Genomic DNA, 15,766 nt, shown 5'->3' with positions numbered 1-15,766 from the left:
GTCTCTTCGCTGCAACGGCCGATTTTTACTGCGATCCTTCACCTGGTGAACAACGAATGCGCTTTATCCTGAGAAGTCGTGCGGCATACTTGTGGCACGACAGGAGCGGGATGCATTATGTTGACATGGATTTTACTGGCAAGAATCGCCGCGATCACGACGTTACCCTTACTGGTGTTACCCGGGCTTCCTTCCCCTTTCACCATATTGGTGCTGCTGTTGAGTGGTGTCTGCGTGATTGCCTTGTCTCATCGCAGGATCCGCATCGCCGGCGTGGCGCTCCTGTTCACGGCCTGGGGGCTTTTTAATGCACAATCACTGGTAAAAGACACCGAAATGATGATTGCTGCCCCGGGGAAGTTTGATGTGCAAATTGAGGACGTCCATCAGACGCATTCGCGCATCAGAGTCAGATTGCTAAAAGTGGACGATCACATTCTCTTTCCGCCGCGCTTTGCGTGGCTTTCGTTGCCGGATAACGCCAGTGAGTATTGCCCCGGTCAGCGTGGAAAGATGATGCTCAGGCTGAGAGCGGTGCATGCCAGGCTCAACGAAGGGGCGTTTGATGCGCAGCGCTTCGCCATGGCGAATCATGCACCCGTGCAGGGCCGTATTGTTTCCCAGACCATCACGCACGCCTCCTGCAGCGTGCGCTGGCGATTTATCACTCACCATCGTCAGCAAAACGGCCACTTGCCTGCCTCAGCCACGCTTGAAGCGTTAGCCTTTGGCATCCGGGACAACCTCAGCGAGGCGACCCGACAGCTGTTAAGGGAGACCGGTACCGCGCACCTTATGGCAATTTCAGGCATGCACATTGCTTTGGCAGCAGGGACAGGGTGGTTACTGGCACGAGGAAGCCAGATTCTGTTTCCGGCCCGCGCTGTCAGCTATCTGTATCCTGTCATTATGGGCTGGCTTTTTGCCGCGCTGTATACCTGGCTTTCCGGGGCGCATGCACCTGCGCAGCGGGCATTACTGGCACTGACACTTTGGGCTGTAACACGTTTCGTTGGCGTGCAGTTGAGTAGCTGGCAAGTCTGGACGCTGTGTGTGGGTTTACTGCTTGCCGTCGACCCGCTTACGGTACTCTCTGACAGCTTCTGGCTTTCTGTGTTGGCGGTGGGCATGCTGTTGACCTGGTACCACTGGTTCCCACTGGCGGCGCGCTTTCGGCACGCACGCCGCTGGTTACCGATACAGCTTCTCCACCTGCAGTCAGGCATGATGATTTTGATGCTGCCGTTACAGGCGGGCTTGTTCAACGGCATTAGTATAACGGCGCTGATAGCCAATCTGCTGGCCATCCCGGTGGTGTCATTTGTCACGGTGCCGTTAATACTGGTTGCGATGCTGCTACCGGTGCCGGCACTCTCCACCTGGTTTTGGCTGGCGGCAGATGGCTCTCTTCGTTTTCTGTTAACCAGCCTGGCGCTGTTGCCGCCGGGCTGGTGGCCATTGCAGGGGGCAGCCTTTTTTATGCTCATGGTGTGGGGCGGCTTGCTGGTCTGGCGCACTGGTGCACTGTTCAGCCTGCCGTGGAGCTGCAGCGCTATCGCACTGGCCATGGTGTTTTCCCGCCACTATAAACCGGAAAGGGAATGGCGCATTGATATGCTGGATGTCGGGCATGGCTTGAGCGTGGTCATCAGTCAGGGCCGTGAGGCCGTGTTGTACGATACGGGGCCACGCTGGCAACACAGTGATGCAGGAACACGCGTGATTACGCCCTGGTTACAACATAAAGGTCTGGTACTGCAGGAGGTTATCCTGAGCCACAGACATCTCGATCATACCGGCGGGCTCGCTGCCATTCTGCAACGCTGGCCTGGGATAAAGGTGCGCAGCAGCCTGGAGGGAACGCACCATTTGGCCTGCGTTCGGGGAGCAACATGGCGTTGGAAGCAGCTAAATTTCAGCGTGCTCTGGCCACTCAGTTCACCCAATAAAGGTGAAAATAACGACTCCTGCGTGGTGAGCGTTGATGACGGAAATGTCCGGCTGTTGCTGACCGGCGATCTGGAAAAACTGGCTGAGCAGCAGTTGGTCAGGCTGGAGAAGCAGCAGCTAAAAGCCGATATTTTGCAGGTTCCCCATCATGGCAGCCGCACGTCATCCTCCCGATTACTGCTTCGTAGCGTGGCCGGACACACCGCGATTGCCTCTCTGGCGCGCTACAATGCATGGCGAATGCCGGCTAAACCTGTATTACGTAATTACCATGAATATGGCTATAACTGGCTCGATACAGGGCAATCTGGACAGATAAGCATCAGAGTTGGTAAAGGTAAAATGCAGGTTTTTACCCTCAGAGAACAATTAATGCCCCGTTGGTATCATCAGTGGTTTGGCGTCAAACGCGAATCCAGGTAGAATGGCCGGCTATTTCCAACAACGTGAATAAATAATGCATCAAGATAAAGATCTCTCAACGTGGCAGACATTCCGTCGACTCTGGCCGATGATCGCACCCAACAAAGCTGGCTTAATTGTGGCGGCTACGGCCCTGATTATTAATGCCGCAGGCGATACGTTAATGCTCTCCCTGTTGAAGCCTTTGCTGGATGACGGCTTTGGTAAAGCGGACAGGTCCGTGATGCTGTGGATGCCGTTGGCAGTTATTGGCTTGATGCTGGTTCGCGGCGTAAGTAGCTATATTTCCAGCTACTGCATTTCCTGGGTATCCGGGAATGTGGTCATGAACATGCGTCGGCGTCTGTTCAGTCATATGATGGGCATGCCGGTGGCCTTCTTCGATCAGCAGTCTACGGGTACGCTCCTCTCGCGTATCACCTATGACTCGGAGCAGGTTGCATCGTCTTCATCAGGCGCACTGGTCACGGTCGTGCGCGAAGGCGCGTCCATCATCGGCCTGTTTATCATGATGTTCTATTACAGCTGGCAGCTGTCGCTGATTCTCATCGTGCTCGCCCCCATTGTTTCCTTTGCCATTCGTATGGTGTCGAAGCGTTTCCGCAACATCAGCAAATCCATGCAAAACACCATGGGGCAGGTGACAACCAGTGCCGAGCAGATGCTGAAAGGGCATAAAGAAGTGCTGATTTTTGGCGGACAGGAAATCGAATCGGCGCGTTTTGCCAAGGTCAGCAACCGTATGCGCCAGCAGGGTATGAAGCTGGTGTCAGCGTCCTCGATCTCCGATCCGGTTATTCAGCTGATTGCCTCGCTGGCGCTGGCGTTTGTGCTTTATGCGGCGAGTTTCCCCAGCGTGATGGATACCTTGACCGCCGGTACGATCACTGTGGTGTTCTCATCCATGATTGCGCTGATGCGCCCGCTGAAGTCACTGACCAACGTGAATGCTCAGTTCCAGCGTGGTATGGCGGCCTGCCAGACGCTGTTCTCCATTCTGGACAGCGAGCAGGAAATTGACAACGGTAAGCGTGAAATTACCCGCGCAAAAGGGGATGTCGAGTTCCGTAATGTGACATTTACCTATCCGGGCCGTGAAACGCCTGCCTTGAAAGACATTAATCTGGCGCTGCCGGCAGGCAAAACGGTAGCCCTGGTGGGGCGTTCAGGCTCGGGTAAATCGACCATGGCAAGCCTGCTGACCCGTTTTTATGATATTCAGCAGGGCAACATTTTGCTGGATGGCTACGATTTGCGCGAGTACACCTTATCGTCATTGCGTAATCAGGTCGCGCTGGTGTCGCAAAATGTGCACCTGTTTAATGATACCGTCGCCAATAACATTGCCTATGCGCGCAGCGAGCAGTACAGCCGTGAGGAGATTGAAAAAGCGGCGACCATGGCTCATGCCATGGATTTTATCAATAAAATGGATAAAGGGCTGGATACGGTTATCGGCGAAAACGGCGTCCTGTTGTCTGGCGGTCAGCGTCAACGTATCGCCATTGCGCGTGCGTTACTGCGCGACTGTCCTATCCTGATTCTTGACGAGGCCACTTCGGCGCTGGATACGGAATCTGAGCGTGCTATTCAGTCAGCCCTGGATGAGTTGCAGAAAAACCGTACTTCCCTGGTGATTGCACACCGCCTGTCGACTATCGAAAAAGCGGATGAAATTGTGGTCGTGGAAGAGGGCAAAATTATCGAGCGCGGCACGCATGCCGTGCTCCTTGCGGAAAAAGGCGCCTATGCCCAACTTCATAAAATGCAATTTGGCCAATGATTGAGCGCATCTGGAGCGGGCGATCGCCTTTATGGGTACTGCTATGGCCACTTAGTGTGCTATACGGGGCGATTACGGCATTGATCCGCTTCAGTTTTCAACGCGGCTGGCGCAAAAGCTGGCGTGCGCCCGTGCCTGTCGTGGTGGTCGGGAATTTAACCGCAGGCGGGAACGGCAAAACGCCGGTGGTGATTTGGCTGGTAGAGGCCCTGCAACAACGCGGCCTGCGTGTTGGCGTGATTTCACGAGGCTATGGCGGTAAAGCAGACCATTATCCATTGCAGGTCACTGCCGCAACCGCCACTGAACAGGCGGGTGACGAACCCGTTCTGATCGCCCAGCGCACGGCTGCGCCCGTGGCCGTTGCGCCGCGCCGCCGTGAGTCCATTGACCTTCTCCTGAAGCATCACGAACTGGATCTGATTGTGACTGACGATGGTCTGCAGCATTACGCTTTGCAGCGCGATCGGGAGATTGTCGTGGTGGATGGCGTGCGCCGTTTCGGCAACGGCTGGTGGTTACCTGCTGGCCCAATGCGCGAACGCGCTTCACGTCTCAAAACGGTGGATGCCGTTATCGTCAATGGCGGCGAACCGCAGGCAGGTGAAATTGCGATGCAACTGCGCCCGGGCAAGGCGACGCATCTGCTGAGCGGGGAACAACGCCCGCTCAGCACCTTTCATAACGTTGTTGCTATGGCGGGAATTGGTCATCCGCCACGCTTCTTTAATACCTTAAAGCAGCAGGGGTTAACGCCTGTAGCGGAAATCGCTTTTGCCGACCACCATGCTTACAGCGAAGAAGAACTTTCACGTCTGCTGCAGCCTGAGCAGATGCTGTTGATGACCGAAAAAGATGCGGTAAAGTGCCGGGCATTCGCACAACCCTCGTGGTGGTATCTGCCGGTTGATGCACAACTGCACGCCGAGGCAGCCACCTTGCTGTTAGAGGATATAGAAAACCTTTGCCGTACGTCTGCACACCGGGCAAAGTACTAACCTCCCCATCTGATAAGGAAGAGAATGAGCATACATTCACTTTCGCGACAGCAGGCACGTAACATCCACCTCGCAGCTCAGGGGCTGCTCCGTCCGGCAGCCCGCCGGGCGCGTCAGCAGGACATTCCAGACTGTATTACCCGAATGGCCTTACTACAAATCGACACCATCAATGTGGTTGCCCGAAGCCCTTATCTGGTGCTGTTTAGTCGTTTAGGGGATTACCCTCAATCCTGGCTGGATACATCCCTGGCTCAGGGGGACATTTTTGAGTACTGGGCCCACGAAGCCTGCTTTATTCCGCGCAACGATTACAAATTACTGCGACATCGCATGCTCTCGCCCGAACGCCTGGGCTGGAAATACAGTGCGCAATGGGCTGCCGAGTATCAGCAGGAGATGGCCGATTTACTGACCTACATCCGCGATAACGGCCCCGTCAGATCGGCCGATTTTGCCACCGAAAAAAATCATAAACCGGGATGGTGGGCGTGGAAACCGCACAAGCGGCATCTCGAAAATCTGTTTAGCGCAGGTGAATTGATGGTAGCAGAGCGCCGAAATTTTCAGCGAGTCTACGATTTACGCACCCGGGTGATGCCGGACTGGCAGGATGCGATCCACGCGATCGGCGAGGATGAAGCGATCCGATTGATGTTGATGAACAGTGCGCGCAGCCTGGGGATTTTTCGCAGTGAATGGCTGGCCGATTATTACCGGCTGAAACAGGCACCGATCAAAGCCTTTATCCAATCGGCGCAGGTCGCGGGAGACATTATTCCGGTCGAGGTCAAGGGGATGGGCGCGATGTGGCTGCACCAGAGCGCGCTGCCCGGATTAACGACGCCTTTGAAAGCGACGCACACCGCGCTGTTATCCCCATTTGATCCCGTAGTCTGGGATCGAAAGCGGGCGCGAGAACTGTTTGATTTTGACTACCGTATCGAATGCTACACGCCTGCCGAAAAGCGCAGGTACGGTTACTTCGTTTTACCTTTGCTGCATCGTGGCCAGCTTAAAGCCCGGCTGGATGCACGAATGATTCGCGCGTCACGTCAGTTGGAGATCAAAAATATCTGGCTGGAGCACGACGTCTCTGTCACCACCTCCTTTCTCCAGGATGCACAACGGGCAATTACCCGTTTCGCGCGCTGGCAGGGTGCAGAGACGGTCGTGTTACAGCAGGCTCCTCCGGCATTGCGGGCACACTGGCCGCGGTTGTGGACGCTGGATAATTCGTGATGCCACAACCGGTGTGGTTTACCCGCTCTTATCAACGCTGTGATATGCTTTAGCGCTTACGCTATCGGTCCGTGATGGAGGATATATGGATCACCGTTTACTCGAAATCGTTGCCTGCCCGGTTTGCAATGGCAAGCTGTATTACAACAACGAACAGCAAGAACTGATCTGCAAGCCCGATGCACTGGCTTTTCCGGTGCGCGATGGCATTCCGGTCCTGTTGGAAAACGAAGCCCGTACGTTGTCGGTTGAAGAGATCCATCCATGAGTTTTATTGCCATCATTCCTGCTCGTTATGCCTCAACCCGTCTACCCGGTAAACCCTTGGTCGATATTCATGGCAAGCCGATGGTGGTACATGTGATGGAACGCGCGCGCGAATCCGGTGCCAGCCGGGTTATCGTGGCGACCGATCACCCGGATGTGGCCAGCGCAGTGGAAGCGTCGGGAGGCGAAGTCTGCATGACGCGCGCCGATCATCATTCAGGCACAGAACGCCTTGCCGAAGTGATTGAGAAGTATCAGTTCGCAGACGATCAAATTATCGTCAATGTTCAGGGCGATGAGCCTATGATCCCGGCCGAAATCGTGCACCAGGTGGCGAATAATCTGGCGCAGTCTGAGGCCGGTATGGCGACGCTGGCCGTGCCCATTACCGATGCAGAAGAAGCCTTTAATCCTAACGCCGTGAAAGTCGTTATGGATGCCAAAGGCTATGCGCTGTATTTTTCTCGTGCGACCATTCCCTGGGACCGCGAGCGCTATGCGGAATCACGCGATCGCATCGGCGATACGCTGCTCCGGCACATTGGCATTTACGCCTACCGGGCAGGCTTTATTCGCCGTTACATCGACTGGGCACCTTGTCCCCTTGAGCAGATTGAATTACTCGAGCAGCTCCGGGTGCTGTGGTACGGCGAAAAGATTCACGTAGCGGTAGCAAAAACGGTGCCGGGCGTTGGGGTCGATACGCCAGAGGACCTGATTCGTGTGCGCGCTGCCATGCGCGGCTGAGGTCATCCGTCAGGTTCAGGGCGTGACTACGGCTCTCCGCTCTTCTGATTACCCGATTGAAGGATGCGCGCGGCGTCGTGCGCATCCTTCAACGCTGTTACGAAGCGGGTGTTTCGGTGGGGGGATTAATGCGTTGCAATGCACTGCCGAGCGTTTCATAGATGGCGCGTTCGCTGTGGCCCATCCACAGCGGAGAAGGAAAAGCCCGCTCCCACCAGTTGAGCGGGGAGGTAATTGCCAACTGGTTCGCCGGTGCGGCAATCGGGTTAAGCCCTGCCTGCTGGAAGAAACGCATGGCACGCGGCATATGATTCGCTGATGTGACCAGCAAAAAGGAATGATGCCCGATCACTGCGCTGACCGCCCGCGCTTCCTGCTCAGTATCCTTGGGTTGATCCAGAATATGAATATGAGCGTCAGGTACGCCAAGGCTTTCGGCGACCTGTGCGGCCACCCACGCATTACTTTTGGGATTGTGCCCTGCAGCAGCACCGGTAAAGACCATCGTTGCCTGCGGGTTACGCAGCCACTGACGCACGCCCTCTGTCACGCGAGGCAAACTGTTATTCAACAAGTTTGAGCTGGGTGCCCAGGCAGGATTGTAGGTATAGCCTCCACCCAGTACCACGATGTAATCCACTTTCTGGCTACCATTCCATGTCGAATAGCGCGACTCCACCGGCAATAACAGGCGGTCTGCCACAGGCTGTAGGCTAATCAGTAATATTATCAGCCAGCTCACCGAGATGAGTATTTTGCCGCTTTTCTGCCAGCGGCTGAACCAAAGCAGTAAAATGCCTGCCGCCATCAGTAAAAGCAGAAAAGGCAAGGGCAGCAACAGGTTACCGACGGCCTTTTTCAGCATAAAAACCATGTAAAAAACCTCTTGTTGTCCGAAAAAACAGCAGCCAGAGCGCAAGAATGGTATCAAAGCTTCATTCTTACCGTACCTGTGACAAAATAGCATATGTTTCACCGCAGCATACCGGAGCCCACGCCATGCAGGATCGTAACTTTGACGATCTCGCGGATAAATTTTCGCAAAACATTTACGGCACAACCAAAGGCCTGGTGCGTCAGGCCATCTTATGGGATGAGCTGGAAACGATTCTTCCCAGCCTGTCATCCTCCGCGCTGAACGTATTGGATGCGGGCGGCGGCATCGGTCAGATGTCCAGCGGGCTGGCTGGGCGGGGCCACCAGATACTGCTGTGCGATCTTTCCGGAGAGATGTTACGCCGTGCCCAGGAAAATGCGGATGTGCTGGGTGTGAGCCACAACATGCAATTCAAACAAATTAGCGCGCAGCAGGTCGGTGAACATTTGGATAAGCCGGTGGATCTGGTATTGTTTCACGCTGTGCTTGAGTGGGTTGCGGAACCTGAAGCGGTGTTAAAAGCCTTGTTTGATACACTGCGCCCCGGCGGCGTGCTGTCGTTGATGTTTTACAACCTGCATGGGTTAACATTACGCACCCTGACGCTGGGCAACTTTGGTTATCTGCGCACTAACTTGACCAAACGCAAGAAGCGCACGCTGTCACCGGACTATCCCCGCGATCCCGATGACGTGTATCGTTGGCTGGAGAACTGTGGTTTTCAGATTGAACGGCGTGCCGGGATTCGCGTATTCAGCGATTATATGAAGCCGCCTAAAGGCGAGCCAAAGAGCGACGACGAAATTATTGAGATGGAGCGGCGCTTTTGCCGCCAGGAACCCTTTTTAAGCTTAGGGCGTTACATCCACGTGACCGCGCGCAAACCCGGGCAGAAGGACGAATTATGAGTGAATTTTCCCAGACGGTACCGGAGCTGGTATCCTGGGCGCGCAAGAATGACTTCTCGCTTGCGCTGCCAGTTGAACGTCTGGCTTTTTTGCTGGCCATCGCCACGCTAAATGGCGAACGCATGGACGGTGAAATGAGCGAAGGTGACCTGATTGATGCGTTTCGTCACGTCAGCAAAGCCTTTGAGCAAACCAGTGAAACGGTGTTGGTACGCGCCAACAACGCCATCAACGATATGGTGCGCCAGCGCCTGTTAAACCGCTTTACCAGTGAGTTAACCGAGGGCAATGCGATTTATCGCCTGACCCCGTTGGCCATTGGCATCACTGATTACTATATTCGCCAGCGGGAATTCTCCACGCTGCGCCTGTCAATGCAGCTTTCTATCGTGGCGGCGGAGCTGAAGCGCGCCGCGGATGCGGCTCAGGAAAACGGCGATGAATTTCACTGGCACCGCAACGTGTTCGCGCCGCTGAAATATTCGGTGGCCGAAATTTTCGACAGTATCGATATGACGCAGCGCCTGATGGATGAGCAACAGCAGGCGGTTAAGACGGATATTGCCGAACTGCTGAACAAAGACTGGCGAGCCGCGATTTCGAGCTGTGAAATGTTGCTGTCGGAAACCTCAGGTACGCTGCGTGAACTGCAGGATACGCTGGAGGCAGCGGGCGATAAGCTGCAGGAAAATCTGCTGCGCATTCAGGATGCCACGCTGGACAGCCCGGATCTGGGTTTTGTCGACAAACTGGTTTTCGATTTGCAAAGCAAACTCGATCGCATTACCAGTTGGGGGCAGCAGGCCATCGATCTCTGGATTGGCTACGATCGCCACGTGCATAAATTCATTCGTACCGCCATCGACATGGACAAAAACCGCGTTTTCGCCCAGCGTTTGCGTGTTTCTGTGCAGAACTATTTTGATGCGCCCTGGGCGCTCACCTATGCCAACGCCGAACGTCTTTACGATATGCGTGACGACGAACTGACGCTGCGCAATGACGAAGTTATGGGCGAATTGCCGGCCGAGCTGGAGTTTGAAGAATTCAATGAAATTCGCGAGCAGCTGGCGGCCATGATTGAAGAAGCCTTAGAGATTTATAAAACGCAGCAAAAACCGCTCAACCTCGCCGCTGTGATGCGCGACTATCTGGCTCAATATCCACGCGCGCGTCACTTTGACCTGGCGCGTATTGTGGTGGATCAGGCCGTGCGGCTCGGCGTAGCGGAAGCCGATTTAGCCGGCTTGCCTGTGGAATGGCAAGCCATTAATGATTACGGAGCCAAGGTGCAGGCACATGTCATCGACAAATATTGAACAAGTGATGCCGGTTAAACTGGCACAGGCACTGGCAAATCCGATTTTTCCGGCGCTGGACAGCCAGTTACGCGCCGGACGCCACATTGGTATCGAAGAGCTGGACAATCATGCTTTTCTGATGGATTACCAGCAGTATCTGGAAGAGTTTTACACCCGCTACAACGTTGAGCTGATTCGCGCGCCAGAGGGATTCTTCTATCTGCGTCCGCGTTCAACCACGCTCATTCCCCGTTCTGTCCTGTCTGAGCTGGATATGATGGTCGGTAAAATCCTTTGCTATCTCTATCTCAGCCCGGAACGCCTGGCGAATGAAGGCATTTTTACCCAGCAGGAACTTTATGACGAGCTGCTGTCCCTGGCGGATGAAAGTAAACTGCTGAAACTGGTTAACCAGCGCTCAACCGGCTCAGATCTCGATCGCGCCAAGCTGCAGGAAAAAATGCGTGCGTCTTTAAGCCGCCTGCGCCGTCTTGGCATGGTGTGGTTTTTTGGCAACGACAGCAGCAAGTTCCGTATTATCGAGTCCGTTTTTCGCTTCGGCGCCGATGTGCGCAGCGGTGACGATCCGCGGGAAGCGCAGCTGCGCCTGATTCGTGACGGTGAGGCAATGTTGCTGGATAACGCCACGGCCACGACTGAGGCTGATGACAGTGATGAGAATGACAGCGATGCGGGTGATATCGCGGAGGAAGAACAGGCATGATTGAACGCGGCAAATTTCGTTCGCTAACGCTGATCAACTGGAACGGTTTTTTTGCCCGAACCTTTGATCTCGATGAACTGGTCACCACGCTGTCGGGCGGTAACGGGGCAGGCAAGTCAACCACCATGGCGGCCTTTGTAACGGCGCTGATCCCTGACTTAACGCTGCTGCACTTCCGTAACACGACCGAAGCGGGCGCGACCTCAGGCTCACGTGATAAAGGCCTGCACGGTAAACTCCGTGCCGGTGTTTGCTATGCCATGCTGGACGTCGTCAATTCACGTCACCAACGCGTGGTGGCGGGCGTCAGACTGCAGCAGATCGCCGGACGCGATAAGAAAGTCGATATCAAACCTTTCAGTATTCATGGTTTACCTACAGATACGCTGCCTACTGATATGCTGACGGAAATCCTCAACAGCCGCCAGGCGCGCGTGTTACCGCTTAATGAGGTAAAAGAACGCGTTGAGGCGCTGGAAGGCGTTCAGTTCCGTCAGTACAGCTCGGTCACCGACTATCACGCCATGATGTTTGATCTCGGCGTTGTCCCGCGTCGTCTGCGTTCGGCCAGCGATCGCAGCAAGTTTTACCGCCTGATTGAAGCCTCTCTTTACGGCGGTATCTCCAGTGCGATTACCCGCTCGCTACGTGATTATCTGTTGCCGGAAAACAGCGGCGTGCGTAAAGCCTTTCAGGATATGGAAGCGGCGCTGCGCGAGAACCGTATGACGCTGGAAGCGATCCGCGTCACCCAGTCGGATCGTGACCTGTTTAAGCACCTTATTTCTGAGGCCACCAGCTATGTGTCGGCGGATTATATGCGTCATGCCAACGAGCGACGCATCCACCTCGACAGCGCCTTACAGCTGCGCAATGAACTGCTCAGCGGTCGCAAACAGCTGGCTTCTGAACAGTACCGCCATGTAGAGATGGCGCGTGAGCTGGCCGAACATAGCGGGGCAGAAAACGATCTCGAAGTCGATTATCAGGCGGCGAGCGATCACCTGAATCTGGTGCAGACGGCGATGCGCCAGCAGGAAAAAATTACGCGCTATGACAGCGATATTGAAGATCTTACGATCCGTCTGGAAGAGCAGAGCGAAGTCGTTGCTGAAGCGCGCGAAATCCAGGAAGAAAATGAGGCCCGTGCCGAAGCCGCAGAACTGGAAGTGGATGAGCTGAAGAGCCAGTTGGCCGATTTTCAGCAGGCGCTGGATGTGCAGCAAACCCGTGCTATTCAGTATCAACAGGCATTACAGGCGCTGGAACGCGCCCGCACGCTTTGTCAGTTGCCAGACTTAACCATCGATAATGCCGCCGAATGGCAGGCCAGTTTCCAGGCCAAAGAAGAAGAAGCCACCGGGCAACTGCTGAATCTGGAGCAGAAGCTGAGTGTAGCGGAAGCCGCCCACAGCCAGTTTGAACAGGCGTTATCACTGGTCACCAGCATTGCCGGTGAGGTTAGCCGCAAAGAAGCCTGGCAGGTCGGGCGCGATCTGCTGCGCGATGCCAGCAATCAACGTCACCATGCCGATCAGCTTTCCTCCCTGCGCCTGCGCCTGAATGAACTCGAACAGCGCCTGCGTGAGCAGCAGGAAGCCGAGCGTCTGCTGGCAGAGTTCTGTAAACGTCAGGGGCAGCACTACGATCCTGACGCGCTGGAAGGCCTTCAGCGTGAGCTTGAAGCGCAAATCGAGCAGCTGAACAGCAGCGTGGCAGACGCGGGCGAACAGCGCATGATGATGCGTCAGGAACTTGAGCAACTGCGCGAACGTATCACCGCGCTGACCGCGCGCGCGCCGCACTGGCTGGCCGCGCAAGAAATCCTGACTCAGCTCAGTGAGCAAACCGGTCAGGACCTGGCCAACAGTCAGGATGTGACGGAATACATGCAGCAGCTGCTGGAGCGCGAGCGTGAAACCACCGTTGAGCGTGACGAAGTCGCAGCCCGCAAGCGTGAAATTGAGCAGCAGATTGAACGCCTCAGCCAACCGGGCGGTGCCGAAGATCCTCGCCTGAATCAGCTGGCTGAGCGATTTGGCGGCGTACTGTTGTCGGAAATTTATGATGACGTAACGCTGGACGATGCGCCTTACTTTTCTGCCTTGTACGGCCCATCGCGCCACGCCATTGTCGTACCCGATCTGTCGCTGGTGCGCGAGCAACTCGATGGCTTAGAAGAGTGTCCGGAAGATCTGTACCTGATCGAAGGGGATCCGCAGTCGTTTGATGACAGCGTGTTTAGCGTAGACGAGCTACAGAACGCCGTCGTGGTAAAAGTCGCCGAGCGTCAGTGGCGCTATTCCCGCTTCCCGAAAATCCCGCTGTTTGGTCGGGCGGCGCGCGAAAACCAGCTTGAATTACTCAATAACGAGCGCGACCGGCTGGCGGAACGTTACGCCACCTTGTCGTTTGACGTACAAAAGACGCAACGTCTGCATCAGTCATTTAGTCGCTTTATCGGCAGCCATCTTGCGGTGGCCTTTGATGATGACCCAGAAGCGCAAATCCGTCAGCTCGGCGCCCGTCGCGGTGAGCTGGAACGTGCGCTCAATCAGCATGAAAGTAATAATCAGCAACAGCGTCAGCAGTATGAACTGGCCAAAGAGGGCGTTGCACAGCTTAACCGCCTGCTGCCGCGCATCAGTCTGCTGCGGGATGAGACGCTGGCGGATCGCTGTGAGGAGATTCGCGAGCAGGTTGAAGAGGCACAGGAGGCCGCGCGTTTCCTCCATTTACATGGCGCAAAACTGGCCAGACTGGAGCCGATGCTTGCGGTACTGCAAAGCGATCCTGAACAGCATGAGCAGTTGCAGGCGGATTACCAGCAGGCGCAGCAACAGCAACGTAACGCGCGTCAGCAGGCGTTTGCCTTGACAGAAGTGGTGCAGCGTCGTGCGCATTTCGGCTATGACGACTCTGCCAGCATGCTGGGCGGCAACAACGATCTCAGCGACAAACTGCGTCAAAGGCTGGAGCAGGCAGAAGCCGAGCGCAGCCGCTGTCGTGAGCGTTTGCGCGGCCATCAGTCGCAGCTGACGCAATATTCTCAGGTGCTGGCATCGCTTAAAAGCGCCTATGATGCCAAGCGCGATATGCTGAAAGAGTTGCAGCAGGAAATGCAGGATATCGGTGTTCAGGCCGATGCCAGCGCGGAAGAACGCGCGCGTATCCGCCGCGATGAACTTTATACGGCGTTAAGTCACAACCGCGCCCGCCGTAATCAGCTGGAGAAACAGCTCACTTTCTGCGAAGCAGAAATGGACAACCTGCAGAAAAAACTGCGCCAGCTTGAACGTAACTATCACCAGAACCGCGAACAGGTGGTGAGTGCTAAGGCGGGCTGGTGCCTGGTGCTGCGTCTGGTGAAAGATAACGGTGTTGAACGTCGTCTGCATCGTCGTGAACTGGCTTATCTCAGTGGCGATGAACTGCGTTCCATGTCGGATAAGGCACTGGGCGCACTGCGCCTGGCGGTGGCCGATAACGAACATCTGCGCGATGTGCTGCGTTTGTCTGAAGATCCGAAACGCCCGGAACGTAAGATTCAGTTTTTCATCGCCGTGTATCAACATCTGCGCGAACGTATCCGCCAGGATATCATTCGCACGGACGATCCGGTTGAAGCCATCGAGCAGATGGAGATTGAACTCAATCGACTGACGGAAGAGCTGACGGCCCGCGAGCAGACCCTGGCTATCAGTTCACGCAGCGTCGCGAATATTATTCGTAAAACGATTCAGCGTGAACAGAACCGTATCCGCCAGCTGAATCAGGGGCTGCAAACCGTGAGCTTTGGTCAGGTGCGCAGCGTCCGGCTGAACGTCAACGTGCGCGAAACGCATGCCATGCTGCTGGACACCTTGTCTGAAGAGCACGAACAGCATCAGGATCTGTTTAACAGCAACCGACTCACGTTCTCGGAAGCGCTGGCTAAACTCTACCAGCGTCTGAATCCGCATATTGATATGGGGCAGCGTACACCACAAACCATCGGTGAAGAGCTACTGGATTACCGTAACTACCTTGAGATGGAAGTCGAGGTCAACCGGGGTTCAGATGGCTGGTTGCGTGCCGAAAGTGGCGCGCTTTCCACCGGTGAGGCCATTGGTACGGGGATGTCAATTCTGGTCATGGTGGTGCAGAGCTGGGAAGAGGAATCACGTCGCCTGCGCGGTAAAGATATTTCGCCTTGCCGTCTGCTGTTCCTGGATGAAGCCGCACGTCTGGATGCGCGCTCGATCGCGACCCTGTTTGAACTCTGTGAGCGACTGGAGATGCAACTAGTAATCGCGGCGCCAGAAAATATCAGTCCGGAGAAGGGCACCACCTATAAACTGATGCGTAAAGTGTTTAACAACACCGAGCACGTTCACGTGGTAGGATTGCGGGGCTTCGCGGCCGATCCACTGCCCGCAAAACGCAGCAGCGAAGCCGATCCGGCGAGCGAAACCACGACATAATATTCACGATGCAGAGATAGTCAAAAACAGCGCCATTAGTTAATCTGGTAACGGCATTTGTCACAGGAGGCAAATGCCGTTTT

General features: G+C 55.3%; 11 protein-coding genes. 10 read left to right on the top strand and 1 reads right to left on the bottom strand.

The genetic code is table 11. From position 1 onward, the window contains the following. The first annotated feature begins 117 nt into the window (after window positions 1-117). From AAIE03_RS10980 to kdsB, 6 genes are all read left to right on the top strand, one after another. Window positions 118-2,373: a DNA internalization-related competence protein ComEC/Rec2 gene (locus AAIE03_RS10980; RefSeq protein ID WP_014593324.1), complete on the top strand. Its 2,256-nt coding sequence runs from the start codon at window positions 118-120 to the stop codon at window positions 2,371-2,373. 34 nt (window positions 2,374-2,407) lie between these two features. Continuing rightward, on the top strand, window positions 2,408-4,156 hold the full coding sequence (gene msbA / locus AAIE03_RS10975; protein ID WP_013025243.1) for a lipid A ABC transporter ATP-binding protein/permease MsbA: 1,749 nt from the start codon (window positions 2,408-2,410) through the stop codon (window positions 4,154-4,156). Further along, the gene (lpxK, locus tag AAIE03_RS10970) at window positions 4,153-5,154 is read left to right on the top strand and encodes a tetraacyldisaccharide 4'-kinase (protein WP_014593325.1); all 1,002 of its coding nucleotides are present in this window, start codon (window positions 4,153-4,155) and stop codon (window positions 5,152-5,154) included. The genes msbA and lpxK overlap by 4 nt, the downstream gene beginning before the upstream one ends. A 24-nt stretch (window positions 5,155-5,178) precedes the next feature. Then, the gene (locus AAIE03_RS10965) at window positions 5,179-6,396 is read left to right on the top strand and encodes a winged helix-turn-helix domain-containing protein (RefSeq protein ID WP_014593326.1); all 1,218 of its coding nucleotides are present in this window, start codon (window positions 5,179-5,181) and stop codon (window positions 6,394-6,396) included. 85 nt (window positions 6,397-6,481) lie between these two features. Further along, a complete protein-coding gene (locus AAIE03_RS10960) occupies window positions 6,482-6,664 on the top strand; it encodes a Trm112 family protein (protein WP_013025246.1) in 183 nt (60 codons plus the stop codon). Then, window positions 6,661-7,410 (top strand): 3-deoxy-manno-octulosonate cytidylyltransferase, encoded by a 750-nt coding sequence (gene kdsB / locus AAIE03_RS10955; protein ID WP_013025247.1) that lies wholly within the window; start codon window positions 6,661-6,663, stop codon window positions 7,408-7,410. The genes AAIE03_RS10960 and kdsB overlap by 4 nt, the downstream gene beginning before the upstream one ends. A gap of 97 nt (window positions 7,411-7,507) precedes the next feature. On the opposite strand, the gene elyC is transcribed toward kdsB, so the two are convergent. After that, window positions 7,508-8,284 (bottom strand): envelope biogenesis factor ElyC, encoded by a 777-nt coding sequence (gene elyC, locus AAIE03_RS10950; protein ID WP_041930732.1) that lies wholly within the window; start codon window positions 8,282-8,284, stop codon window positions 7,508-7,510. Between the two features lie 125 nt (window positions 8,285-8,409). Between elyC and cmoM the strand changes: the two genes are divergently transcribed. The 4 genes from cmoM to mukB are packed head-to-tail and all read left to right on the top strand — an operon-like array spanning window position 8,410 to window position 15,683. Next, window positions 8,410-9,195, top strand: coding sequence for a tRNA uridine 5-oxyacetic acid(34) methyltransferase CmoM (gene cmoM / locus AAIE03_RS10945; protein WP_024470932.1), 786 nt, complete (start codon window positions 8,410-8,412; stop codon window positions 9,193-9,195). Then, a complete protein-coding gene (gene mukF, locus AAIE03_RS10940) occupies window positions 9,192-10,514 on the top strand; it encodes a chromosome partition protein MukF (protein WP_013025250.1) in 1,323 nt (440 codons plus the stop codon). Before cmoM ends, mukF begins: the two co-directional genes overlap by 4 nt. Beyond that, window positions 10,495-11,220, top strand: coding sequence for a chromosome partition protein MukE (gene mukE / locus AAIE03_RS10935; protein WP_014606188.1), 726 nt, complete (start codon window positions 10,495-10,497; stop codon window positions 11,218-11,220). The genes mukF and mukE overlap by 20 nt, the downstream gene beginning before the upstream one ends. Further along, window positions 11,217-15,683, top strand: a complete 4,467-nt coding sequence (gene mukB, locus AAIE03_RS10930; protein ID WP_014593329.1) for a chromosome partition protein MukB — start codon at window positions 11,217-11,219, stop codon at window positions 15,681-15,683. Before mukE ends, mukB begins: the two co-directional genes overlap by 4 nt. The last annotated feature ends 83 nt before the right edge of the window (window positions 15,684-15,766 follow it).

Source organism: Pantoea sp. Ae19-2, assembly GCF_059801205.1.
The sequence above is the reverse complement of the archived record's forward strand: the minus strand, read 5'-3'. Positions and strand labels throughout refer to the sequence as shown.

What these genes read in the sequence shown, in the direction of transcription:
- msbA (WP_013025243.1), top strand. Translation starts at nt 2,408, where the DNA reads ATGCATCAAGATAAAGATCTCTCAACGTGGCAGACATTCCGTCGACTC.
- mukF (WP_013025250.1), top strand. Translation starts at nt 9,192, where the DNA reads ATGAGTGAATTTTCCCAGACGGTACCGGAGCTGGTATCCTGGGCGCGC.
- mukB (WP_014593329.1), top strand. Translation starts at nt 11,217, where the DNA reads ATGATTGAACGCGGCAAATTTCGTTCGCTAACGCTGATCAACTGGAAC.
- elyC (WP_041930732.1), bottom strand. Translation starts at nt 8,284, where the DNA reads ATGGTTTTTATGCTGAAAAAGGCCGTCGGTAACCTGTTGCTGCCCTTG.
- kdsB (WP_013025247.1), top strand. Translation starts at nt 6,661, where the DNA reads ATGAGTTTTATTGCCATCATTCCTGCTCGTTATGCCTCAACCCGTCTA.
- cmoM (WP_024470932.1), top strand. Translation starts at nt 8,410, where the DNA reads ATGCAGGATCGTAACTTTGACGATCTCGCGGATAAATTTTCGCAAAAC.
- AAIE03_RS10960 (WP_013025246.1), top strand. Translation starts at nt 6,482, where the DNA reads ATGGATCACCGTTTACTCGAAATCGTTGCCTGCCCGGTTTGCAATGGC.
- AAIE03_RS10965 (WP_014593326.1), top strand. Translation starts at nt 5,179, where the DNA reads ATGAGCATACATTCACTTTCGCGACAGCAGGCACGTAACATCCACCTC.
- AAIE03_RS10980 (WP_014593324.1), top strand. Translation starts at nt 118, where the DNA reads ATGTTGACATGGATTTTACTGGCAAGAATCGCCGCGATCACGACGTTA.
- mukE (WP_014606188.1), top strand. Translation starts at nt 10,495, where the DNA reads ATGTCATCGACAAATATTGAACAAGTGATGCCGGTTAAACTGGCACAG.
- lpxK (WP_014593325.1), top strand. Translation starts at nt 4,153, where the DNA reads ATGATTGAGCGCATCTGGAGCGGGCGATCGCCTTTATGGGTACTGCTA.